The 24,101-nt window shown below is 71.0% G+C and carries 20 protein-coding genes; 11 read left to right on the top strand and 9 right to left on the bottom strand.

Going from position 1 to position 24,101, the window contains the following annotated elements; genetic code table 11:
* Nucleotides 1-61: 61 nt before the first annotated feature.
* Nucleotides 62-634, bottom strand: coding sequence for a TetR/AcrR family transcriptional regulator (locus ACQP2T_RS28750; protein ID WP_433519160.1), 573 nt, complete (start codon nt 632-634; stop codon nt 62-64).
* A 280-nt stretch (nt 635-914) separates the two neighbouring features.
* Here ACQP2T_RS28750 and ACQP2T_RS28755 point away from each other — a divergent pair, with 280 nt between their 5' ends.
* Both ACQP2T_RS28755 and ACQP2T_RS28760 read left to right on the top strand, forming a co-directional pair.
* Nucleotides 915-1,757, top strand: a complete 843-nt coding sequence (locus ACQP2T_RS28755; protein WP_433519161.1) for an LLM class flavin-dependent oxidoreductase — start codon at nt 915-917, stop codon at nt 1,755-1,757.
* A gap of 14 nt (nt 1,758-1,771) precedes the next feature.
* Complete coding sequence (locus ACQP2T_RS28760) at nt 1,772-2,758, top strand: alpha/beta hydrolase family protein (protein ID WP_433519162.1); 987 nt, start codon at nt 1,772-1,774, stop codon at nt 2,756-2,758.
* 17 nt (nt 2,759-2,775) lie between these two features.
* Here the strand turns inward: ACQP2T_RS28760 and ACQP2T_RS28765 are convergent, their stop codons facing one another.
* From ACQP2T_RS28765 to ACQP2T_RS28785, 5 genes are all read right to left on the bottom strand, one after another.
* Nucleotides 2,776-4,572 carry an ABC transporter ATP-binding protein gene (locus ACQP2T_RS28765; RefSeq protein ID WP_433519163.1) on the bottom strand — a complete coding sequence of 599 codons (1,797 nt, stop codon included), beginning with the start codon at nt 4,570-4,572 and terminating at the stop codon, nt 2,776-2,778.
* Nucleotides 4,569-5,057, bottom strand: a complete 489-nt coding sequence (locus ACQP2T_RS28770) for a hypothetical protein (RefSeq protein WP_433519164.1) — start codon at nt 5,055-5,057, stop codon at nt 4,569-4,571. The genes ACQP2T_RS28765 and ACQP2T_RS28770 overlap by 4 nt, the downstream gene beginning before the upstream one ends.
* A gap of 75 nt (nt 5,058-5,132) precedes the next feature.
* Nucleotides 5,133-5,327 (bottom strand): hypothetical protein, encoded by a 195-nt coding sequence (locus ACQP2T_RS28775; protein ID WP_357960560.1) that lies wholly within the window; start codon nt 5,325-5,327, stop codon nt 5,133-5,135.
* Between the two features lie 74 nt (nt 5,328-5,401).
* A complete protein-coding gene (locus tag ACQP2T_RS28780; RefSeq protein WP_433519165.1) occupies nt 5,402-8,275 on the bottom strand; it encodes a BTAD domain-containing putative transcriptional regulator in 2,874 nt (957 codons plus the stop codon).
* 12 nt (nt 8,276-8,287) lie between these two features.
* Nucleotides 8,288-8,725, bottom strand: a complete 438-nt coding sequence (locus tag ACQP2T_RS28785; RefSeq protein WP_433519166.1) for a S26 family signal peptidase — start codon at nt 8,723-8,725, stop codon at nt 8,288-8,290.
* A 271-nt stretch (nt 8,726-8,996) separates the two neighbouring features.
* On the opposite strand from ACQP2T_RS28785, the gene ACQP2T_RS28790 reads away from it, so the two are divergent.
* The gene (locus ACQP2T_RS28790; protein WP_433519167.1) at nt 8,997-9,842 is read left to right on the top strand and encodes a universal stress protein; all 846 of its coding nucleotides are present in this window, start codon (nt 8,997-8,999) and stop codon (nt 9,840-9,842) included.
* 30 nt (nt 9,843-9,872) lie between these two features.
* Nucleotides 9,873-10,739 carry a universal stress protein gene (locus tag ACQP2T_RS28795; RefSeq protein ID WP_433519168.1) on the top strand — a complete coding sequence of 289 codons (867 nt, stop codon included), beginning with the start codon at nt 9,873-9,875 and terminating at the stop codon, nt 10,737-10,739.
* Between the two features lie 24 nt (nt 10,740-10,763).
* Here ACQP2T_RS28795 and ACQP2T_RS28800 read toward each other — a convergent pair whose 3' ends face one another.
* Nucleotides 10,764-11,405 carry a response regulator gene (locus ACQP2T_RS28800; RefSeq protein WP_433519169.1) on the bottom strand — a complete coding sequence of 214 codons (642 nt, stop codon included), beginning with the start codon at nt 11,403-11,405 and terminating at the stop codon, nt 10,764-10,766.
* A gap of 191 nt (nt 11,406-11,596) precedes the next feature.
* Here ACQP2T_RS28800 and ACQP2T_RS28805 point away from each other — a divergent pair, with 191 nt between their 5' ends.
* From ACQP2T_RS28805 to ACQP2T_RS28835, 7 genes are all read left to right on the top strand, one after another.
* Nucleotides 11,597-12,850 (top strand): MFS transporter, encoded by a 1,254-nt coding sequence (locus ACQP2T_RS28805; RefSeq protein WP_433519170.1) that lies wholly within the window; start codon nt 11,597-11,599, stop codon nt 12,848-12,850.
* Nucleotides 12,847-13,641 carry a polyphosphate kinase 2 gene (gene ppk2, locus ACQP2T_RS28810; RefSeq protein ID WP_433519171.1) on the top strand — a complete coding sequence of 265 codons (795 nt, stop codon included), beginning with the start codon at nt 12,847-12,849 and terminating at the stop codon, nt 13,639-13,641. Before ACQP2T_RS28805 ends, ppk2 begins: the two co-directional genes overlap by 4 nt.
* Nucleotides 13,642-13,702: 61 nt before the next feature.
* Entirely contained in the window at nt 13,703-17,341 is a 3,639-nt protein-coding gene (locus tag ACQP2T_RS28815; protein ID WP_433519172.1) for a nitrate reductase subunit alpha, read from the top strand.
* Entirely contained in the window at nt 17,341-18,975 is a 1,635-nt protein-coding gene (gene narH, locus ACQP2T_RS28820) for a nitrate reductase subunit beta (protein ID WP_433519173.1), read from the top strand. Before ACQP2T_RS28815 ends, narH begins: the two co-directional genes overlap by 1 nt.
* Nucleotides 18,972-19,583, top strand: a complete 612-nt coding sequence (gene narJ / locus ACQP2T_RS28825) for a nitrate reductase molybdenum cofactor assembly chaperone (protein ID WP_433519174.1) — start codon at nt 18,972-18,974, stop codon at nt 19,581-19,583. Before narH ends, narJ begins: the two co-directional genes overlap by 4 nt.
* Nucleotides 19,580-20,296, top strand: a complete 717-nt coding sequence (gene narI, locus ACQP2T_RS28830; protein WP_433519175.1) for a respiratory nitrate reductase subunit gamma — start codon at nt 19,580-19,582, stop codon at nt 20,294-20,296. The genes narJ and narI overlap by 4 nt, the downstream gene beginning before the upstream one ends.
* Before the next feature lie 78 nt (nt 20,297-20,374).
* Complete coding sequence (locus ACQP2T_RS28835) at nt 20,375-21,406, top strand: Acg family FMN-binding oxidoreductase (RefSeq protein WP_433519176.1); 1,032 nt, start codon at nt 20,375-20,377, stop codon at nt 21,404-21,406.
* 10 nt (nt 21,407-21,416) lie between these two features.
* Here ACQP2T_RS28835 and dxs read toward each other — a convergent pair whose 3' ends face one another.
* Nucleotides 21,417-23,342: a 1-deoxy-D-xylulose-5-phosphate synthase gene (gene dxs, locus ACQP2T_RS28840; protein WP_433519177.1), complete on the bottom strand. Its 1,926-nt coding sequence runs from the start codon at nt 23,340-23,342 to the stop codon at nt 21,417-21,419.
* 31 nt (nt 23,343-23,373) lie between these two features.
* Nucleotides 23,374-24,054 (bottom strand): GntR family transcriptional regulator, encoded by a 681-nt coding sequence (locus ACQP2T_RS28845; protein WP_433519178.1) that lies wholly within the window; start codon nt 24,052-24,054, stop codon nt 23,374-23,376.
* Nucleotides 24,055-24,101 lie beyond the last annotated feature (47 nt).

The following is a 24,101-nucleotide window of genomic DNA, read 5'->3' on the forward strand; positions in this document are numbered from 1 at the left end:
GCAGCGTAACGGACCGCCGGTAGCTTTGTAAAATACCGTCGGTATGAACGCGCGAACGTCGCTAGCGCGGTAGGCGGAGTCCCGCGATGAGGAATTCGACCAGCCGCCGCGCGTCGTAGCGGGGATCGTTCTCCGCGCCGATGCAGAGGTTCCCGACGCCGCGCATGAGCTCCAGTGCGTCGACGTCGGAGCGGATCTCGCCGGCGGCGGCCGCGGCCTGGAGCAGTTGGCCGCACACGGGTACGAGCCGGTCGAGGAAGTAGGCGTGCAGCGCGTCGAAGCCGGCGTCGTCGGAGCGGAGTACGGCGGCGAGCCCGTGCTTGGTGACCAGGAAGTCGACGAACAGGTTGATCCATCGCCCCAGCGCGGCGTAAGGACTTGCGACGGCCGCCAGCAGGGCTGGACCGGCCTCGGCGCAGGCCTCGACCTGGTGCCGGTAGACGGCGATGATGAGATCCGCCCGGGTCGGGAAGTGGCGGTAGATCGTGGCCACCCCGACTCCCGCCCTGGCCGCGATGTCGCGCACCGGCGCCTCGACGCCCGAGGTCACGAAGACGGCCGCGGCGGCGTCGAGCAGCGTCCTCTCGTTGCGCCGGGCATCGGCCCGCTTGCGGGAGCCCGCGCCTTCGTTCACCGTAACGTTCCCTCCGCTGCTGGCTTGCGAAACGGAACCGTGTTCCCTATATTGATCGGAACAGGATTCCGTTTACCTATGATGCCAGAGCGCCGACCCACGGCCAACCCACGCATCACCATCGCATCACACCTATGCCCGGGGTCGCAGTGGAATGCGAGTAAGTCGATGCGATGGGCGCTGGCCGCGCATATCGGAAACCTGTTCCGTTTAACCTCCGCTAGTGTCGAAAGGAACAAAGTCCTCAATGCCGCATACCACCCGGCCTCGCTTCGGGATCATGACCGCCCCGTCGCAGGTCGACTACCACGACGTCCTGCGGGTCTGGCGCGAGGCGGACACGATCCCCGAGATCGAACACGCGTGGCTGTTCGACCACCTCCTGCCCATCTTCGGCGACCCGAACGGAACGATCTACGAGGGCTGGACGCTGCTCTCGGCCCTCGCCGCACAGACCCGACGGCTGCGGCTCGGCGTGCTCGTGACCAGCAACCGCATCCGACCGCCCGCCATGCTGGCCAAGATCGCCACGACCGTCGACATCGTCTCCGGCGGACGCCTCGACTTCGGCATCGGTGTCGGCTCACGACCCAGCGTGCCCTGGGCCCGGCGCGAGTACGAAGCGCACGGCCTGCCCTACCACGACACCGCCCACGCCGTGGGCGGCCTCGCCGAAGCGTGCACGGTGATCAGGCGGTTGTGGACCGAGACCGAACCGTTCGACTTCCACGGCACGTACGTCCAGGTCACCAACGCGTTCGGCAACCCCAAGCCGGTCCAGCGCCCCCACCCGCCGATCCTCATCGGCGGACGTTCGTCCGCGACGCTGCGCGTGGTCGCCGAGCACGCCGACCTGTGGAACATCCCCGGCGGCGACATCGATGACGTCGTCAGCCGCAGCGCGCTGCTGGACCGCTACTGCGCCGAGATCGGCCGCGACCCCGCCTCGATCACCCGCTCGATCCACCTGCCCGTCTCCTACGACCAGCCCGGCACCACCCGGGACGCGATCGGCGAAGCGGTCGACGCCGGTTTCCGGCACATCGTCCTCGGGTTGTCGGCGCCCTATCCCGCCGACGTCGCACGGTGGGTCGCCGACCAGCTCATTACCAAAGACCACTGAAGGAGCCGTCAATCATGATCGAAACAGACACGTTGGCCGCGGACGTGGCCGTCAGCGTGCCCACCCCGGTCGTCTCGGTGAAGCCGGTGGTGCTGTCGGCCCCGGGCCGTGGCGAGGACCTGCGGGTGCGCGTGTCCGCGCCTGCGGCCGGGCCCGGACATGTGCACGGTCGCGGGCGCGTGTCCGCGGCCGAGCGCGAACTGCCGGTCATCGTCTTCTCGCACGGCTTCGGCTGGTCGTCGGACGGCTACGTCCCGCTGGCCGACTTCTGGGCCGCTCACGGCTTCGTGGTGATTCAACCCACCCATCTCGACTCGCGGACGCTGAGCCTGCCGCCAGAAGATCCCCGTACTCCGCTGATCTGGCGTTACCGGGTCGAGGACATGAAGCGCGTCCTCGACCAGCTCGATCTCCTCGAAGCCGCCGTACCCGGTCTCGGCGGGCGGCTCGACCGCGGCCGCATCGCCGCGGCCGGGCACTCCTGGGGCGGCCAGACGGCGAGCATGCTGCTGGGTGCGCGGGTCCTCGATCCCGAGGGCGAACCGGGAGAGGACATGTCCGACTCCCGGATCAAGGCGGGGGTGCTGCTCGCCACGCCCGGCCGGGGCGGAGCCGAGCTGAGTCCGTTCGCGGCCGAGCATTTCCCCTTCATGAATCCGAGCTTCGCGGATATGACCACACCGGCCCTCGTGGTCGCGGGGGACCGGGACCAGTCCCACCTGACCGCCCGAGGGCCGGAGTGGTTCACCGACCCCTACTTCTTGAGTCCGGGGGGTAAGAGCCTGCTCACGCTGTTCGGGGCGGAGCACTCGCTCGGCGGAGTCTCCGGGTACGACGTCGCGGAGACGACGGACGAGCACCCCGGACGTGTCGCCCTGATCCAGCGGCTCACCTGGGCCTACCTTCGCCACGTCTTCTACCCCGAAGACCCGAGCTGGCTCGCGGCGCGCACCGCGCTGGTGGACGATCCTGAGCCGCTGGGACGGATCGAGAGCGACTGAAGCGGCCCGGGTGGGCGCTACGCCTCGACGCGGTAGCCGCTGGCCTGGGTCTCGAACAGCCGCGCGTAGCCGCTGTCCGCGGCCATGAGGTCGTCGTGGGTGCCCCGCTCGACGATCCGCCCGTCGCCGAGCACCACGATGAGGTCGGCGTCCCGCACGGCGCCGAGCCGGTGTGAGACGAGCAGGCTGGTACGGCCCGCCCGGTGCTCACGCAGCCGCCGGTGCACCTCGTATTCGGCCTCCGCGTCGAGTCCCGAGCTGGGTTCGTCGAGGATGAGCAGGTCACGCTGTTCGCGGACGAGCGCGCGCGCCAGGGCCAGCCGTTGCCACTGCCCTCCGGACAGCACCACTCCGGCCTCGTCCTCCGGTCCGAAGAAGATCCGGCTCAGCATCGTGTCGTACCCGTGCGGCAGGGCCCGTACGATCTGGTCGGCTCCGGACATCTCGGCGGCGGCCTGGATCCTGCTCCGGTCGGACATAGCCTCGATCTCGCCGACGCCGATGTTCTCCGCCGCGGTGAGGTCGTAGCTCATGTAGTCCTGGAAGAGCACGCCCATCCGGGCGCGGAGGTCGGCCGGCGGTACGTCGCGAATGTCCACGCCATCCCAGAGGATCGCCCCACGGGAGGGATCGTAGAAGCGGCACAGCAGTTTGATCAGCGTGCTCTTGCCGGCTCCGTTGAGCCCGATCAACGCGACCGACGCGCCGTGGGGGATGGTCAGGTCGACGCCGCGCAGCACCCAGGGGTGGCCCTCGGCGTACCGGAACCACACGTCACGCAGTTCGATGCCGCGCCGCAGGGCCGGCAGCGCGGCCGGGTTGTGCGGTGGCGGGAGGTCGTCGGAGAGTGACATCACCCGCTCGTGGTGGTCGAACAGGAGCAGTGAGTGGCCGGCGTTGGCCGCGTTCTCCACGGTCGCGATGAGGGCGGCCTGGGTGCCGGCCACCGCGCCGGCGAAGGCCGTGACGTCGCCCAGGGTCAGCCGCCCGGACAGGGCCGAGTACACCGCCCAGACCAAGCCGATGCCGCTGACCAGGGCGGACAGGGTCGCCAGCGACGACTGCGTGAGCGCTTCGCGCCGGTCGAGGCGCCGCTCGGCGCTCTGCATCGTGGTGAGCTCGCCGATGACCCGGCGGCTGAGGAAGTCGCCGAGCCCGAAGAGCCGTACTTCCTTGGCGGCTTCCACGTCGGTGAGCAAGGAGGAGTAGAAGATCTGCCGGCGGGCCGCCGCCGACTGCCCGGCGAGCATCCTGGTGCGCCGCTTCTCCAGGGACATCCTGGCGGCGAGGGTGGGCAGCGCCGCGACCGCCACCAGCCCGGCCATCAGCGGGCTCAGCACGGCCAGGGCGCCGAGGAGCCCGGCCAGGGAGATGACGTTGCGGCAGAGATCGAACAGGCCCGAGGTGATCGGCCCCATCGCGCCGCCCGTCGCCTGCGTGGCCATCCGCAATTCGTCGAGGAAGACCGGGTCCTCGAAGCGTGACAGCCCTTGGAACTCGTTCACCTTCGTGTACAGGCGGTCCTGCAGCAACAGGTCGAGCCGGCGGTCCGACTCGCCCCGCAGGTATCCCGTGACGTGCGGCAGCACCCCGGAGGCCAGCCCCAGCGCGACGAGCCCGGAGACCGGGCCCAGCGCCCGTTCCGCGAGGCCCGTCGCCAGCCCGTCGATGAGCAGCTTCGTCGCCCACAGGGCGCCCGTGGGCAGCAGCCCGGCCACGACGGTGACCACCAGCTGGGACACCGCCAGCGCAGGTCCCGCCCGCCAGCACAGCAACCCCAGGGTGGCGGCCCGCCGCAGCCGGTCCGGCATCATCCGATGGTCGCCATGGCGGTGAGTTCCGTGTCCGCGGCCAGCACTCTGCCCTCCTGGTCGGCCCGGAGGAAGGTGGGGAAGGCCTCCACGCCGAGGGCGTGCGCGAGACTGCCGGCCTCATCGCCCGTGATCACGCTCGACACGCCGCCGACCACGGTGACGAGATCGGCCACCTTCGCGCCATCGCCGGTGATGACCGCCAGGGCGGGCTGCTTGCCCGCCTCCTCGGCGAACCGCGGTGCGCGCTCGTGACAGGTGCTACAGCCGACGTCGAAGAAGCCGACCAGCCGCGCGCCCGCCGCCGCCTCGGGCAGCGTGCGACCGACCAGGACGCCGGGATCGTACGGCATCAGCATCGCGTGTCCGGCCAGGCGTTCCAGCTCAGCGGTGTGCTCGCGGAGCCGGCGGAGCACCCCCAGGTTGAGCACCAGGCTGAACAGGCACAGGAGGGCGAGGAACACGACAGCGGCAACCAGGAAAGCCATCAGGCAACAACCTCACTTCAAGCGAGCCGGGGTCTGGCGGCGGGTGGCCGCCGCCGCCAGACCTGCGTGTCCTACTTAGCCGCCGCAGACTCTGAACGCGTAGCAGGCGCCGCATCGGGTCGTGCCGCCGGCGGTGGTGCAGATCTTGCGGAAGTCGGAGCGCTCCCGGCAGTAGCAGTGGACGTACCACTCGGCGGCCGCCTTCGCGGACGCCTTGGGCACCAGCTTGCCGAGAATCCGGTCGCCGAGCCGGCCAAGAACAGCAGTCATGGACTCGTTCCTTTCGTAGCGATGCGGTTAGCCGAAACCTATTCGGGCGGCATACAGCACCCCATACAGCCGCGCTACAGCCGGGCGGTGAGCAGCCGTTCCAGCACCGGATCGCAGCGCGTCGCGGGATCGGCGAACAGTCCCGCGGCCTTGCCGGCGTCCGCCGCGGCACGTGGGTCGCCGAGGGCCGCGCGTGCTCTGGCGAGCTGCCGGACGCAGGCGGCGTGGCCGTACGCGTCGCCGATCTTGGTGGTCAGCTCCAGGACGCGGGTCAGGTCGGCCACCGCCGCGGCCGGATCGCCCTGCCGCAGATGGATCTCGGACCTGCTGAGCAGCACCTCCCACTGGTCCTCCCGGTTGCCGGTCGCCTCGCAGCGGGCCAGTGCCTCCGCCAGTACCGCCAGTGCCTTGTCGCGCTGGTCGAGCAGGCAGTGGGCGCGGCCGAGCGCGGCCAGCGTGATGCTCTCGCCGTACAGGTCGCGATCGGCCCACCGGATGGCCAGGCACCGTTCGAAGCGGTCCACCGCCTCGGTGTGGCGGCCCAGCCGGAGCAGCACCTCGCCCAGGTTGTGCGAGACCAGCCCGACCCGGTTCGGCCGGTACGTCTCCAGCAGCAGCAGGCCCGCGCCGATGTGGTCGAGGGCCGCGTCGAGATCTCCGGTCCGCATGCACAGCCAGCCGAGATTGTGCAGCGCCAGCCCTTCCTCACCGCGCTCGCCCACGGCCCGCCAGAGGTCGAGCGCCCGTCGCAGGAGGGCGTGGGCCGCTTCGGGCCGGTCGGACTTCCACTCCAGCAGCCCCAGGGTCGCCAGCGTGGCCGCCTCCGCGACGTGGTCGCCCGCACGCCGCGCGACCTCGATGGCGAGCCGTGCGATGGTCTCGAGCTCCCGCCAGTAGCCGCTCTTCATCGCGATGGCCTTGATCAGGGCCGTCAGCTCGATGACGAAGCCGCCCTGCTCACTTTTCGCCGCCTGTACGGCCGCCGTCACCAGGCACGGCAGGTCCGTCTCCAGCCACCGTACGGCCGCGGCGAGATCCGGCAGGCCCATGTCGGAGGCGTGCTCGCCCTCGCCGGCGGGAATCAGGTGCGGTTGCAGCAGGGCCTGCAGCCGTCGGAGGCGATCGAGGTACCACTCCAGGGCCCGTCCGAGCGCCCGCGTACGCTCTCGCGGCGCGTCATGGGCGGCGGCCAGCTCTGTGGCGAACAGCCGCAGCAGGTCGTGCATGCGGAACCGGCCGTCGCCGACCGGCTCCAGCAGCCGGGCCTCGGTCAGCTCGTCTAGCGCGGCCTCCGCCGTCGTCTGGTCGACGTCGGCCAGCGCGGCGGTGAGCTCGACGCCGGCCTCGGGCACCTCCAGCACGCCGAAGGCACGGAAGACCGCCTTCGCGGTGCTGGTCAGCGTCCCGTACCCGACCTCGAAGCAGGTTCGTACCCGCAGGTCGGCGGCCTGGAGCTCGTCCAGCCGCCGTCGCTGGTCGCCCAGCCGCTCGCCGAAGCGGGCCAGCGACCAGTCGGGCCGGCCCGCCAGCCGGGCACCGGCGATGCGCAGGGCCAGCGGATGGAAGCCGCACCAGCGGGCGATCTCCGCGGCCGCTTCCGCCTCGGCGCTCACCCGCTCGGGACCGGCCAGCAACCTCAGCAGGCGCACCGACTCCACCTCGTCGAGCATGCCGACGGCGATGGGCACGGCGTCCATGGTGGTCAGCGCGGCACGGCTGGTGACCAGCGCCGCGCAGCCGCCGCCCGCCGGCAGCAACGGGGCCACCTGGGCGGCGCCGACGGCGTTGTCGAGGACGACCAGGACACGGCGGTCGGCCAGCAGCGACTGGTAGTGGGTGGCCGCCTCCGCCGGTGCCGCCGGTACGTCGCCGGGCGGCACTCCGAGCGCGCGCAGGAAACGGCCGAGCACCTCGGCCGGCCGCAACGGTGGCAGGCCCGGCGTGGATCCCTGGAGATCCACATACAGCTGGCCATCGGGATACCGGTCGGCCACGCCGTGCGCCACCGTCAGGGCGAGCGCCGACTTGCCCGCCCCACCGGGACCGTGCAACGCCACCACAGGCGGGCTCGCCGTGCCGTACAGGACGCTGCGCAGGTGAGCCCGCTCGGCCGAGCGGCCCACGAACACCAGGGGCGCCCGGGGAAGCAGGCGTGGGCGCGGGCGCCCGTCCTCGACGGGCACGGACGCGGTGTCACGGTCGGCCGCCAGCAGGGCGGTGTCCCTGCGCAGGATCGCCTGCTGCAGCAGGCGCAGGTCCGGCCCGGGATCGATGCCCAGCTCGTCGGCCAGCACCCGTCGGGCGGCCCCGAACGCGTCCAGCGCGCCGACCACGTCGCCGCAGCGGTAGAGGGCCGTCATGAGCTGACCGTGCAGCCGCTCGCGCAGCGGATACTGGCGGATCACCTCGCGCAACCGCGCGGCCGCGAGCTCGTTCCTGCCGAGGGCGAGCTGGATGTCGGCGTGTTCCTCCACCACACCCAGGTAGTGGTTGGTGAGGCGGGCGACCACCTCGCGCAGCGTGGGCCCGAGCGGCACGTCCTCCGCCGCCGTCCCCTCCCACAGGGCCAGGGCCTGGGTGAAGGCATCCTCGGCGGCGCTCGTGTCGCGCTTGGCCAGCGCCTGGCGGCCGCGCGCGGACAGCGCCTCGAACTCCAGGAGGTCGAGCTCCTCCGGTCCGGCCCGCAGCAGGTAGCCGACGTCGGAGGTGACCAGCCGCTCCTCATCCGGCAGCAGCTTGCGCAACTGCATGAGGTACGTACGCAGGTTCGCCACCGCGGAGCGGGGCGGCCGCTCGTCCCACACCTCCGCCACCAAGGACCTGATCGGTACGACGTGACCCGCCCGGGCCAGCAGCATGGCGAGAACGGTACGTTGCTTGGGCGCTGTGATCCTGACCGGCGATCCGTTGACCTGGATCCGCATCGGCCCGAGAAGTCGAAACCGCACGATGTACCCGCTTTACAGCGGTGGCCCGCCCAACCGGCGCAGCGCCACACCGAGCAGGCGGCCGGCGTCGAAGAACCCGCGCTGCCGGGAGTCGACGCTGTCGATGTTGTCACCCAGGACGACCAGCGCGCCGGCGGGCACCCGGGCCACGCCGTCCCCGATCCCCGGGGGAACGGGGTCGCCGGGTAACGCGACGGCGCGCTTGATGTTCCAGTGCCGGCCGTCCCGTCCCGGCGGCCCGAGCCCCGCAGCGGTGAGCGGCGGTTCGAGCACGACCACGTCGCCCGTGGTGACCTGGTCGATGCGGCGCCTGCGTACCAGGACCAGATCTCCGTCGGAGAGCGTCGGGGCCATGCTCGTCCCCTCGACCGTGACCACCACGTAGCGCCTTCGCGCCCACAGGGCGCCCGCCACCGCCGCCAATACGAACCCACCGATGATCATCTTCATGGCGCTCTTCCACGGTCGGCCCTGCGAGGAATGAGTCTTCTTCCGCGAAACGATCTACGTTGGGGCGTGATCTTGTCAAGGAGGCGAATTCTGGGGATTGGTCCACTGCGGGACCAATGGCACTCGTATTCGGGACTTCGGCCCCCTGTGGTCGGCCGCCTGTTTCGCGAGGCTGGAGCTGAGGTTCTGGTTCGGGAAGGGGACGGTTCAGGGATGGGACCGTTCAGGGAAGGGCCGTTCAGGGAAGGGCCGTTCAGGGAGGGGATGCGTGATGACCAGACGGATCGTGGTCGGCGTGGACGGATCCGAGCCGTCGACAGCGGCGGTGCGGTGGGCCGCCGCCGACGCGCGGCGCAGGGGATTGGCCCTGCGGATCGTGCATGTCTGCGAGCCGTGGCCGTACGGGCTCGCCGCGTTCAGCGCCGAGTACTGCGCGGGCACGCTGGATGCCGCCGCCGACCGGGCGCGTGAGCTGGCGGGCGGCGTGGAGGTGACGACGGAACTGCGCACCGGCAACCTGGTCGACCAGCTGATCGGCGAGTCGGCGTCGGCTGACAGCCTGGTGCTGGGCAGCAGAGGACTCGGCGGTTTCAGCGGCATGCTGCTCGGCTCGGTCGGCACCGCCGTCGCGGGGCACGCGTGGGGTCCGGTGGTGATCGTCCGCGGGCCCGGCCAGGGAGAGCACGGCCGGATCGTCGTCGGCTATGACGGGTCCGAGGACTCCGACTTCGCCATGCAGTACGCCATTGAGCAGGCCCGCGCCCGCCACACGCGGCTGCACGTCCTGTATGCCTGGCAACTGCCGATGTTCTCCCCGTACGCGGCCGCCTACGACAAGCTGCTGGACAACGCCTTCCAGCACGAGGTCCATGCGGCCGGCGAACGGGTGAGCCCTTGGCGCGACAAGTACCCCGACATCGAGATCACCGACGAGAACCTGTGCGAGCACCCGGCCGGCGCCCTGATCAAGGCCTCGACCACGGCCGACCTGGTCGTCGTCGGGTCGCGTGGGCTGGGCGGCTTCGCCTCGGCGGTGCTGGGCTCGGTCAGCCGCGCCGTGCTGCACCACGCCACGTGCCCGGTCGCGGTCGTACGGCCGCACCCGGAGAGGGCATGAACGGCGACTCGCCGACCACGGGGGCCGGCGATGAGCAGGACGATCGTGGTCGGCGTGGACGGCTCGCCATCGGCCGGATCGGCGCTCGGCTGGGCCGCCGACGACGCCTCCCGCAGGGGACTTCCGCTGCGGATCGTGCTCGTGCGCGAACCTTGGGCGGCCGAGCATCCGCCCACCGCGGCCAGTGACCGGCAGACGCTGACCGAGCGGTGCGCGTACGTGCTCGAGACGGCCGCCGACCAGGTGCGGAGACTCATGCCCGAGCTGGAGGTCTCGACGGCCGTGGTCATGGGCGCGGTGATCGAGCGGCTGAAGAGCGAGTCGGAGACGGCCGACAGCGTGGTGGTGGGCAGCAGAGGGCTCGGCGGCTTCGCCGGGCTGGTGCTGGGTTCGGTCGGGCTCGGCCTGGCCGGGCACGCGCGTAGCCCGGTGGTCGTCGTCCGGATGCCCGGCCCCGGCGGTCACGCGGAGATCGTGGTCGGCTTCGACGGCTCCCCGTTCGCGGAGTCGGCGCTGGAATACGCCCTGGAACAGGCCAGGGCGCGGCGCACGCTGGTTCGTGCCGTGTACGCCCGGCGGACACCGATGCTCGCTCCGCAGCCCACGGGGTACGGCCCGCTCCTGTGCGGGACGCCGGGCGAGGAGGAGGCGGAGATCCGGCTGCGCCTGGCACCGTGGCGCGAGAAGTACGTCGACGTCGAGATGATCGAGTCGATCGTCCCGGGGCATCCGATCCCCGCCCTGGCCAGGGCGTCCGAGAGGGCGGCGCTCGTGGTGGTCGGATCGCGCGGACTGGGCGGCTTCGCCGCGGCGGCGCTCGGGTCGGTCAGCCACGGTGTCCTGCACCGGGCTCGCTGTCCGGTGGCCGTGGTGGGCGCTCCGAGGATCACGACGTGACCGACTGCCCGGAGCCTCGGGCCGTCAGTCTCGCCGATCCGTCCGCAGCCGCGCCGAGAGTGCCGCCGCCTGGGTACGGCGCTGCAGGTCGAGCTTGGACAGCAGATTGGACACGTAGTTCTTGACCGTCTTCTCGGCCAGGAACATCCGCTCGCCGATCTGCCGGTTGGTCAGCCCCTCGCCGATCAGGTCGAGGATGTTGCGCTCCTGCTCCGACAGCGCCGCCAGGGGGTCCCTCCTGGCGGCCTGTTCCCGAAGCCGCGTCAGCATGGCGGCGGTGGTCTGCGGATCGAGCAGTGACTGGCCGGAGGCGACCGTACGCACGGCGCCGACCAGGTCGGAGCCGTGGATCTGCTTGAGCACGTAACCGGCGGCGCCCGCCATCACCGCCTCGAACAGCGCGTCGTCGTCGGCGTAGGAGGTCAGCATCAGGCAGGCCAGCCCGGGCAGCCCGGACCGGGCCTCGCGGCACACGTCCACGCCGTTACCGTCGGGCAGCCGTACGTCCAGCACCGCCACGTCCGGCCTGAGCGCCGCGATGCGCGCGATCGCCGACTCCGCGGTCCCGGCCTCGCCGATCACCTCTATGTCCTCCTCGGAGTCCAGCAGGGCGGCCACGCCGCGCCGTACCACTTCGTGATCGTCAACGAGGAACACCCGAATCATGCTCCGACGCTAACCGGCCAGGCCAACCACGGAATAGAGGCCAAAGTCCCAAAAGCGAGTGAAGACCAAAGCACTCAATAGGCAGGACTTTCGCCCCTAGAAGGCATGGAGCTGCTGCTGTGGGATGCGAGGGGATGAGGCAGGGCAAAAACTGCAGGTGGCAGCCGGTGAATATGACAGGAACGGGTGAGATGAGGACCGACCGAGCAGTCCTACGCGGCGATACCCGTCGGCCGGCGCTGATGCTGGCGGTGGCGACCGTGGGATTCGCGGTGAACTTCTGGGCGTGGGCGCTGCTCAGCCCGCTGGGCCCGCGCTTCAAGGAACTGCTGGGACTGTCGGCTGCCCAGCAGGCGCTGCTGGTCGCGGTCCCGGTGGTCGTCGGCTCGCTGGGCCGCATCCCCGTCGGGGCGCTGACCGACCGGTTCGGCGGCCGGGTGATGTTCCCGCTGATCTCGGCGGCCACCATCGTGCCGGTGCTGTTCATCGGCCTGGCCGGGCACGGCTCGCTGGTGGCGCTGCTGGTCGGCGGGTTCTTCCTGGGCATCGGCGGGACGGTGTTCGCGGTGGGTGTGCCCTTCGTCAGCGCCTGGTTCCCGCCCGAGCGCCGTGGCCTGGCCGTCGGTGTCTTCGGCATGGGGATGGGCGGCACCGCGATCAGCGCGCTGACCACGGTCAAGCTGGTCAGGACCGGCGGCTCGGCCACTCCGTTCCTGCTCACGGCGGCCGTGCTCGCCGTCTACGCCGTAGTCGCCTGGTTCGTGCTGCGGGACGCGCCGGGCCGTACGGCGCCCGCCGAGTCGATCATGGCGCGGCTGGCCGCGGCCGTGCGCCTGCCGATCACCTGGCAGGCCTGCGTGCTGTACGCGGTGACCTTCGGCGGGTACGTCGCCTTCTCCGTCTACCTGCCGGTCTACCTGCGGTCGGCCTACGGCCTGGAGCAGGCCGACGCGGCCGACCGGATGGCCGGGTTCGTGATCCTGGCGGTCGCGGCGCGTCCCGTCGGCGGCTGGCTGTCGGACCGGATCGGGCCGATTCGCGTCCTGGCCGCCGTGTTCGCCGTCGTCGCGCTCTGCGCCACGGTCCTGGCGTTCACCCCGCCGCTGATGATGCTGGGCACGGTCGCGTTCCTGACCATGGCCGCGGCGCTCGGCGCCGGCAGCGGGGCCACCTTCGCCCTGGTCGCGGTGGCGGCCCCGGCCGACAAGGTCGGCTCGGTCACGGGCCTGGTCGGCGCGGCCGGTGGGCTGGGCGGGTTCGTGCCGCCGGTGGAGATGGGGTTCGTCTACGGCCTGTTCGGCTCCTACGGGGTGGGCCTGGCCCTGCTGGCCGGAGTGTCGGTGCTGACGCTTGCGCTGACTTTGACCGCGGTGCGTGCCACGGCCAGGCGGCGCTCCGCCGCGCGACCGGTGCCGCTCGGACCGTCCGCCGAGGAAGCCCGATGACGAAGAGACTGCCGCGCAAGGCGTACGAGAAGGAGCTCTTCCGCCTGCAAGGAGAGCTGGTGAAGCTGCAGGAGTGGGTGCGCGTGCGAGGCCGGCGGGTGGTCGTGATCTTCGAGGGGAGGGACGCGGCGGGAAAGGGGAGCACGATCAAGCGCGTCGCCGAATACCTCAACCCGCGCGTGGCGCGCATCGCCGCGCTCCCGGCACCGACCGAGCGTGAGCGGTCGCAATGGTACTTCCAGCGCTACATCGAGCAGCTGCCCGCCGCTGGAGAGATCGTGCTGTTCGACCGCAGCTGGTACAACCGCGCGGGCGTCGAGCGGGTGATGGGGTTCTGCACCCAGGAGGAATACACGCGATTCCTGCACCAGTGTCCGATCTTTGAACGGTTGCTGGTGGAGGACGGGATCCTGCTGCGCAAGTACTGGTTCTCGGTGAGCGACGAGGAGCAGGAGCGGCGCTTCCACGCCCGGCTGAAGGATCCGATGCGGCAGTGGAAGCTGTCGCCGATGGACCTGGAGTCGATCAATCGCTGGGAGGACTACTCCAGAGCCAAGGACGAGATGCTGGTGCACACCGACATCCCTGAGGCGCCGTGGTACGACGTGGAGAGCGAGGACAAGCGGCGGGCCAGGATCAACATGATCGCGCACCTGCTGTCCACGATCCCCTATGAGGAGGTGCGGCGGGCGGAGCTGAAGATCCCGCACCGCCCGCCCGCCACCGGCTACCGGCGCCCGCCGCGCAGGCCGGAGACCTTCGTCCCGGACGCCGCGGCTGCGGTTACCTGATGATCAACGCTGATGGAGAGGCATGTCCGGTTTCGAGGAGCTAGGTGAAGGAGCTGTGCGTATGGCGGGTATGGATGGGCCGGTCAGCGACGCCCTGCTGAGACTCGGCCGGCATCTACGACCCGGCGCGGTCTCCGGCGACCTGCGGACCCTGCACCAGATCGGCGGACGTCAAGGCGACGCGTTCTACCGCGACCGATGGAGCCACGACAAGGTCGTCCGCTCCACCCACGGCGTCAACTGCACTGGCTCCTGCTCCTGGAAGGTGTACGTCAAGGACGGCGTGATCACCTGGGAGGCGCAGCAGACCGACTACCCCAGCGTGGGCGGCGACCGTCCCGAGTACGAGCCGCGCGGCTGCCCGCGCGGGGCCGCCTTCTCCTGGTACACCTACTCGCCCACCCGGGTCCGTTTCCCGTACGCCAGGGGCGTCCTGGTGGAGATGTACCGGGAGGCGAAGGCGAGGCTGGGCGACCCGGTCGCCGCCTGGGCCGAGATCACCACAGACCCGGACAAGCGCCGCCGCTACCAGTCGGCCCGCGGCAAGGGCGGTCTGGTGCGCGTCACCTGGGACGAGGCCTGCGAGATCATCGCCGCGGCGCACGTGCACACCATCAAGACCTACGGCCCCGACCGGGTGGCCGGTTTCTCCCCGATCCCGGCCATGTCGATGGCCTCCCACGCGGTGGGCGCCCGGTTCGTGTCGTTGATCGGCGGGGCGATGCTGTCGTTCTACGACTGGTACGCCGACCTGCCGGTGGCCTCCCCGCAGGTGTTCGGCGACCAGACGGACGTGCCGGAGTCGGCCGACTGGTGGGACGCCGCGTACCTGATGCTGTGGGGCTCGAACGTGCCGGTCACCCGCACGCCCGACGCCCACTTCATGGCCGAGGCGCGCTACCGGGGCCAGAAGGTGGTGGTGCTCGCGCCCGACTACAACGACGCCGCCAAGTTCGCCGACGAGTGGCTGGCCCCGCACCCGGGCACGGACGGCGCGCTGGCCATGGCGATGGGGCAGGTGATCCTCAAGGAGTTCTTCGCCGACCGGCCGACGGCCGGCTTCACCGATTACGTCAAGCGCTTCACCGACCTGCCGTTCCTGGTCCGGCTGCGGGAGCGGGACGGGTCGTACCTGCCGGACAAATTCCTCACCGCGGCCGACCTGGGGCAGGAAGGGGAGGAGGCGGCGTTCGCCACGGTGCTGCTGGACGCGGGGACCGGCGAGCCGGTCGTGCCGAACGGCTCGCTCGCCTTCCGCTACTCCGAGCAGGGGCGGGGCCGCTGGAACCTCGACCTGGGGGAGGTGGACCCGCTGCTGACCGTCCTGGGTGAGGAGGCGGTGACGGTCGCCCTGCCGCGCTTCGACGGGCACGGCGACGGGGTGCTGGAGCGGGGCGTGCCGGTGCGGCGGGTCGGCGGTCACCTGGTCACCACGGTGTACGACCTGATGCTCGCCCAGTACGGGGTGGCCCGCGACGGGCTGCCGGGGCGCTGGCCGTCCGGCTACGACGACGCGGCGGAGCCCTACACCCCGGCCTGGCAGGAGGCGATCACCGGCGTGCCCGCGGCCAAAGCGGCCCGGATCGCCAGGGAGTTCGCCCGCAACGCCGAGGAGTCGGGCGGCCGATCCATGATCGTCATGGGGGCGGGGACGAACCACTGGTTCCACTCCGACACCATCTACCGCTCGTTCCTGGCGCTGACCACGCTGACCGGCTGCCAGGGCGTCAACGGCGGTGGCTGGGCGCACTACGTCGGCCAGGAGAAGTGCCGGCCGATCACCGGCTGGGCGCAACTCGCCTTCGGCCTGGACTGGTCGCGCCCGCCCCGGCAGATGATCGGCACCGCCTACTGGTACCTGCACACCGACCAATGGCGCTACGACACCTACGCGGCCGATGTCCTCTCCTCGCCGCTCGGCGACGGCGCGTTCGCCGGCAAGGCCACCGCCGACCTGCTGGCGCAGTCGGCGCGGCTGGGCTGGATGCCGTCATATCCGACGTTCGACCGCAATCCGCTCGACCTGGCTGACGAGGTGGCCGCGGCGGGCGCGGAGGCGGCGCCGTACGTGGCCGAGCAGGTCGCATCGGGCCGGCTCGGGTTCGCCTGCGAGGACCCCGACGCGCCCGCGAACTGGCCGCGCGTGCTGACCGTGTGGCGGGCCAACCTGCTCGGCTCCTCGGCCAAGGGCAACGAGTATTTCCTGCGCCATCTGCTGGGCACCGACTCGGCCGTGCGGGCCGAGGAAGCCGCGCCCGGACAGCGGCCGCGGAGCCTGACCTGGCCGGAGCGGGCGCCGCGCGGCAAGCTCGACCTGCTGCTGTCGCTGGACTTCCGGATGACCTCCACCACGTTGTTCTCCGACATCGTGCTGCCCGCCGCCACCTGGTACGAGAAGCACGACCTGTCCTCGACGGACATGCACCCGTTCGTGCACGCCTTCACCCCGGCGATCGACCCGCCCTGGCAGACCCGCACCGACTTCGCGGCCTTCCACGCCATCGCCAAGGCGTTCAGCGCCCTGGCCCGGACCCACCTGGGCACCCGCACGGACGTGGTGGCCATGCCGCTGACGCACGACACGCCCGACGAACTGGCCACCCCGCACGGGCGGGTGCACGACTGGCGCGTGACGGGCCGGCCGCCCACTCCGGGACGCGACTTCCCCAAGGTCGTCACGGTGGAGCGCGACTACGGGGCGGTGGCGGAGCGGATGGCCGCCCTCGGGCCGCTGCTGGAACGGCTCGGCGCCACCACCAAGGGCCTGACGTACGACGTCTCCGGCGAGATCGACCGGCTGGGCAGGATGACCGGCACTGTCCACGGCCGCCCATCTCTGGCCCGCGACAGCGACATGTGCGAGGCCATTCTGGCGCTGTCAGGCACCACCAACGGGCACCTGGCCGCCCAGGGGTTCGCCACGCTGGGCCGGCGTACCGGAACCTCCTTCGACGGGCTGGCCGACGAGCACAAGCAGATCACCTTCGCCGACACCCAGGCCCGGCCGGTGCCCGTGATCACCTCGCCGGAATGGTCGGGCAGCGAGACCGGCGGGCGGCGCTACTCGCCGTTCACCATCAACATCGAGCACCGCAAGCCCTGGCACACCCTCACCGGCCGCCAGCACTTCTACCTCGACCACGACTGGATCCACGAGGCCGGCGAGGCGCTGCCGACCTACCGGCCGCCGCTCGACATGACCGCGCTGTTCGGCGAACCCGGCGTCGGCGACACCGGGGCGGACGGCATCGCCGTGCGCTACCTCACCCCGCACTCGAAGTGGTCCATCCACTCCGAATACCAGGACAACCTGCTCATGCTCACGCTCTCCCGAGGCGGGCCGACCATCTGGATGAGCCCGGCCGACGCCGCCAAGGCGAAGATCCGCGACAACGACTGGATCGAGGCGGTCAATCGCAACGGGGTCGTCGTGGCCCGCGCGGTCGTCTCCCACCGGATGCCAGAAGGCACCGTGTACATGTACCACGCGCAGGAACGCGTCGTGGACGTGCCCAAGAGCGAGGCGTCCGGGCGGCGCGGCGGCATCCACAACTCCCTCACCCGCCTGCTGGTCAAGCCCACCCATCTGATCGGCGGCTACGCCCAGCTGTCGTTCGCCTTCAACTATCTCGGGCCGACCGGCAACCAGCGCGACGAGGTCACCGTGATCCGCCGCCGAGCCCAGGAGGTCGACTACTGATGCGAGTCATGGCACAGCTGGCCATGGTGATGAATCTCGACAAGTGCATCGGCTGCCACACCTGCTCGGTCACCTGCAAGCAGGCCTGGACCAACCGGGCCGGAGTCGAGTACGTCTGGTTCAACAACGTCGAGAGCCGCCCCGGCCAGGGCTACCCACGCACCTACGAGGATCAGGACACCTGGAAGGGCGGCTGGGAGCTCAACCGGCGCGGCCGGCTCCGGCTGAAGGCGGGTGGGCGGCTGCGGAAACTGCTCACCATCTTCGCCAACCCGCTCATGCCCTCCATCCAGCAGTACTACGAGCCCTGGACCTACGACTACGACCGGCTCTTCTCGGCCCCCGCCACCGAGGACACGCCCGTCGCGCGGCCCAGGTCGCTGATCACCGGCGAGCACACGAAGATCACCTGGAGCGCGAACTGGGACGACAACCTGGCCGGCGGCCCGGAGCTCACCGCCGCCGACCCGGTTCTCCGTAAGGTGTCCGACCAGGTCAAGCTGGAGTTCGAGCAGGCGTTCATGTTCTACCTGCCGCGCATCTGCGAGCACTGCCTCAACCCCTCGTGCGTGGCCTCCTGCCCGTCCGGCGCGATGTACAAGCGCTCCGAGGACGGCATCGTGCTGGTCGACCAGGACCGCTGCCGTGGCTGGCGCATGTGCGTGACCGGCTGCCCGTACAAGAAGGTGTACTTCAACCACCGCACCGGCAAGGCGGAGAAGTGCACCTTCTGCTACCCCCGGGTCGAGGTCGGCATCCCCACGGTCTGCTCGGAGACCTGCGTGGGCCGCCTGCGCTACCTCGGCCTGCTGCTCTACGACGCCGACCGGGTCCTGGAGGCCGCCTCCGTCCCGGACGAGAAGGACCTGTACGAGGCGCACAAGAGCGTGCTGCTGGATCCGCGCGATCCCGAGGTGATCGCCGCCGCCCGCGCCGCGGGCATCCCCGAGGACTGGCTGGAGGCGGCCCGGAACTCCCCGATCCACCAGCTGATCTTCGAGTACGGCGTGGCCCTCCCGCTGCACCCGGAATACCGCACGCTGCCGATGGTCTGGTACATCCCGCCGCTGTCACCCGTGGTCGACGTCCTGGCGAACACCGGCCACGACGGCGAGGACGCCGGCAACCTGTTCGGCGCGATCGACGCCCTGCGCATCCCGATCGGCTACCTGGCCGAGCTGTTCACCGCCGGCGACCCCGGGCCGGTGCGGGCCGCGCTGCGCCGCCTGGCCGCCATGCGCTCCTACATGCGCCGCCTCAACCTCGGCCAGGAACCCGACGAGTCGATCGCGGCCGCCGTGGGGATGAGCGGCCGGCAGGTCGAAGGCATGCACCGGCTGCTCGCCCTGGCCCCCTACGCCGAGCGGTACGTCATCCCTAAGGCCCACGCCGAGCAGGGCGCGCGGCTGGAGGAGAGCGCCACCGGCTGCAGCCTCGACTACGAGGGCGGACCCGGCATGAGCGGCCCGTTCGGCGAGTCCTCCGGTCTGCCCGACCCGGTGGCGGTGGAGAACTTCCACGCGCTGCGCGCGCGGCAGTCCGGCGAGCTGAGTGGTCGGGTCAACCTCCTCAACTGGGACGGCAAGGGCACCCCTGAGGGGCTGTTCCCCAAGAGAAACCGGGACGGATCATGATGAGGGCTCTGGGAGAAGGCGAACTGCGGACCGCCCACCTGGTGGCCGGCGTGCTGCTCGGCTACCCCGACGAGCGGTTGTACGGCGCCCGCCAGGTGCTGGCCGAGGCGGTGATCACGCTGCCCGCCGGAGAGGTCCGCGACCGCCTGACCGCCTTCCTCGACCACGTCGCGGGCACCGCCCAGACCGACCTGGCCGCCCATTACGTGGCGACCTTCGACCTCAAGCGGCGCTGCTGCCCGTACCTGACGTACTACGCCTACGGCGACACCCGTAAACGCGGCGGGGCACTGCTGCGTTTCAAGCACGCCCTGCGCGCCGCGGGCTTCGAGGTCGCCGACGGTGAGCTGCCCGACCACGTGGCGGTGGTGTGCGAGCTGTCGGCCCGCGGCGCCGTGCGGGAGGCCGGGCGCCTGCTGCGGGAGCACCGGGCGGGCCTGGAGCTCCTGCGCACGGCGCTGGAGGACGAGCGCTCGCCGTACGCCGACGTGGTGGCCGCCGTGACCGCCACGCTGCCCCCGGCCGGCCCGCGTGAGAAGGAGGCCGCGCTGCGGCTGGCGGCCGAGGGACCGCCCGCCGAGGAGGTCGGGTTGGAGACCTACCGGTGAACGCCGTCGACGTCCTGCTGTGGGTGGTGGCGCCCTACGTGGCGCTCACCGTGTTCGTGCTCGGCCACGTCTGGCGCTATCGGTATGACAAGTTCGGCTGGACCACCCGCTCATCACAGATGTACGAGTCGCGGCTGCTGCGCGTCGGCAGCCCGCTGTTCCACTTCGGCATCCTGGTCGTCCTGCTCGGCCACATCGGCGGGCTGGTGATCCCCAAGAGCTGGACCGAGGCCGTAGGCGTGAGCGAGGCGGCCTACCACGCCGGCGCGGTCCTGCTCGGCACCGTCGCGGGCCTGGCCACCCTCGGCGGCCTGGCGATCCTCATCTACCGGCGCCGCACCGTCGGACCGGTGTTCACCGCCACCACCCGCAACGACAAGCTCATGTATCTGGTGCTGAGCGCCACCATCGTGCTCGGCCTGGCCGCCACGGTGGCGGCCAATGTCATCGGCGGCGGCTACGACTACCGCACCACCATCTCCCCCTGGTTCCGGTCGATCTTCTCCTTCAGCCCGGACCCCTCGCTGATGGCCGGCGCGCCCATCCTGTTCCAGCTGCACGCCCTCAGCGCGCTGCTGCTGTTCGCCATCTGGCCGTTCACCCGGCTGGTACACATGCTCACCGCGCCCATCGGTTACCTGACCCGGCCCTACATCGTGTACCGCAGTCGTGCCGACGAGCCGACCGGCTCCCGTACACCCTGGCGCCCCTGACCGACGCGGGCCGTATGGCTGTGATCGATGGGACTTTGGCCTCTGCACGCGGCAGGCACGCGGGCGGATCGTGGAGCCATGGCGATCCGCGGCCTGACCTGGGAGAACGACATGACCATCGACATCGCGCTCGAGGCGGCGCGCTGGGCACCGTCGGTGCACAACACCCAGCCCTGGACCTTCGCCGTCACGGGCCAGGAGATCGCCGTCCGCGCGAGCACCGACCGCAAACTGGCCCTGGAAGACCCTGGCGGCAGGGAAATGCTGATCAGCTGCGGGGCGGCCGTGTTCAACCTGCGTACCGCGCTGCACCAGGCCGGCCGTGAGCCGATCGTGCGGATCCTGCCCGATCCCGACCGGCCCTCGCTGCTGGCGACGGTCCGGGTGGGCGAGGCCGTCGAGCCGGACGAGCACACCAGTATGCTGGCCGGGCAGATCGAGGTGCGGCGTACGCATCGGGCGGGATTCACCGAGACGCCCGTGCCCGAGCGGCTCGTGGCACAGTGGCAGCGCGAGGCCGCCAATGAGGGCGCGACCTTCACGCCGATCGGGGCGCCCGCCGCCGTCCGGGCCCTGGCCGCGCTCACCGAGGCGGCCCAGGCCGTCCAGTCGCAGGACTGGCCCTTCACCCTCGAGGTCATGCGGTGGGCGCGCCCACCGGACAGCACCCGAGGCGATGGCGTGCCCGCCGACGCCTACCCCAAGCGATCGGGTGACACCGACCCCGAGCGGCCGACCGGCGCCTACGCAGAACAGCCGACCGGCGAATTCGCCCAGCGCGACTACGCCCACGAGCGTCCCTGGGGCACCGAGACCGACCAGCGCATGTCATGCGCCACCGGGGTGGTGGCGCTGCTGACCACTCGCGAGGACACCCGCGAGGCCTGGCTGGCGGCCGGGCAGGCGCTGCAGCACGTGCTGCTGCACGCCTCGGCCCACGGAGTGAGCGCCGCCTTCCACACCCAGGCGCTGGAGGAGCCGCACCTACGCGACTTCCTCCGGCAGCGGATGTGCGCGGGCGCCTACCCGCAGATGCTCATGCGGCTCGGCATCGCCGCCGACGAGAGCCACGGGGTCCGCCGCCCGCTCACCGACATGACCGACCCATGATCCATAGGGGTCAGGAGGACGAGGCGTCCTGTGGTTGGCGCGTGAGCTGGAGGAAGGTCTCCTCGGCTTGGCGGGCGATGTCCGCCGCGGTCAGGCCGAGGCGGGCGAGCACGCGATCGCGGCCGGCGTGGTCGAGGAACGCCACCGGCACCCCGAAGTCACGCATGGGCACGTCGACCCCCGCGTCGCGCAGGGCCTGAGCGACGGCGGAGCCGACGCCGCCGGCCCGTACCCCGTCTTCCACCGTCAGCACCATGCGGTGCCGGGCGGCGAGGCCGGGCAGCAGGTCATCGACCGGCTTGACCCAGCGCGGGTCGACCACCGTCGCGGTGATGCCGTGATCGGCCAGGCGCTCGGCGACCTGCAGGCACAGCGGAGCCAGCGCGCCGACGGACACGATCAGGACATCCGCCGCCGGTTCGGTGTCCGTGCTCCGGCGGTCAACAGGGGCTTCCCGGAGCACGTCCATGCCGCCGATCCGTCCGACGGCGGGGATCGGGGCACCGACGCTTCCCTTCGGATAGCGGACCAGCGTGGGCGCGTCGTCCACCGCCAGCGCCTCGCGCAACTGTTCCCGCAGGCGTTCGCCGTCCCGGGGTGCCGCGATCCGCAGCCCCGGAACGACCTGGAGGACGGCCAGGTCCCAGACGCCGTTGTGAGAGGCGCCGTCGTCGCCGGTGATCCCCGCCCGGTCCAGGACGAACGTCACCCCGCACCGGTGCAGCGCCACATCCATCAGCAACTGGTCGAAACAACGGTTGGCGAACGTGGCGTACACGGCGACGACCGGATGCAGCCCGCCCGTGGCGAGTCCCGCCGCGGCCGTGGCGGCGTGTTGCTCGGCGATGCCCACGTCGAGGACCCTGTCGGGGTAACGCTGGGCGAAGGGCTCCAGCCCGGTCGAGCGCAGCATCGCCGCCGTGATCGCCACCACGTCGGGACGTTCGGCACCGATCCGCACCAGCTCCCCGGCGAACACCGAGGTCCAGTCCTCTCCGGCCACGCGCAGCGGCACCCCGGTGTCCGGGTCGATCACCTTGACCTGGTGGAACCGCTCGTCGGACTGCTCGGCCGGCGGATAGCCGCGCCCCTTCTCCGTGATGCAGTGCACGATCACCGGGCCGGAGAACTGTTTGGCCAGGTGCAGCGCCTGCTCCACCGCCGCCCGGTCGTGACCGTCGATCGGGCCGACGTACTTCAGGCCAAGGTCTTCGAACATGCCCTGCGGCGCGACGAAGTCCTTGAGCCCCTTCTTGGCGCCGTGCAGAGCGTCGAACAACGGACGCCCGATCATCGGGGTGCGGTCGAGGATGTCCCGGGTACGCCGCAGGAACCGTTCGTAGCCGTCGGTGGTGCGCAGGGCCGCCAGGTGGGTGGCCAGGCCGCCGATCGTCGGTGAATAGGAGTGCTCGTTGTCGTTGACGACGATCACCAGCGGCAGCGACGGGTCGGCGGCGATGTTGTTCAGCGCTTCCCATGCCATCCCGCCGGTCAGGGCGCCGTCCCCGATCACGGCGACGACGTGACGGTCACGCCGACCGGTGAGACGGTGGGCCTTGGCCAGCCCGTACGCCCAGCTGAGGGCGGTCGAGGCGTGCTGGTTCTCCACGACGTCGTGCGGGGACTCGGCCCGGCTCGGGTAACCGGAAAGCCCGCCTTCCTGCCGCAGTCGCGAGAAGTCCTGCCGCCCGGTGAGCAGTTTATGAACGTACGCCTGGTGACCGACGTCGAAGATGACGCGGTCGGCAGGGGAGTCGTAGACGCGGTGCAGGGCGATGGTCAGCTCCACGACGCCGAGGTTCGGCCCCAGATGGCCGCCCGTACGGGAGACCGCGTCGATCAGGAACTCACGGATCTCGGCGGCGAGCCGGTCCAGCTCCGCGGGGCTTAACCCGTTGAGATCCGCCGGGCCGCTGATCGACGACAGAACGCTCATGGGATGACCACTGCTCCTTCGTGAAGTCTTCTCAAGCTGTGGGCCCGCGCTTCGGGCCGCCGCCCGACGACCAGTCACCCGGAATGTGCGACAGGTGCCGGCGCATCAGCTCTTCGGCGAGCGCACGGTCGCCTTTCAGGACCGCCGCCAGCAACGGACGGTGCTCCGCAGCGGAGCCGGCCAGGTCGCCCGCCGCGGTGAGGTGGCGCAGGTTGTACAGGCGGGTCTGGTCGCGCAGGCACGCCACCGAGTCGACCAGTCGCCGGTTCCCGGTCGCCTCCAGCAGCAGGAGGTGAAAGTCGCGATCGGCCTGAAGGTTGCCGGGCAGATCGTGCTCCTCGGCCGTCCGCTCGATGACATCGACGAGCCGCGACAGCCGCTCCACCCGATCTCCCAAGCCCAACTCGGCCGCCCGGCCCACCCCGGGCACCTCGAGCATCATGCGCAGCTCGAAGATCTCGGTGAAGTCCTGCTCGGTGAACGACACGACGCGGAATCCCCGGTTGGGCAGCGCCTCCAGCAGGCCCTCGTCGACCAGGGCGAGCATCGCCTCGCGTACCGGACTCGTGGACACTCCGAGCTCCGTCGCCAGCGAGGCCGCCGAATACACCTCGCCCGGCTCCAGGGCGCCCGTAACCAGCGCCTCCCTCAGCACCGACAGCGCCTGATCGCGCAGGCTCGTCCGCTGCAGGGAAGCTCCCGTCAAAACCATAGGCGGTACTATATCACCGATTAGCCGTCACGCCTCATAGGTCACCA

This window comes from Nonomuraea sp. CA-143628 (assembly GCF_050942315.1).
Classification (GTDB): Bacteria; Actinomycetota; Actinomycetes; order Streptosporangiales; family Streptosporangiaceae; genus Nonomuraea.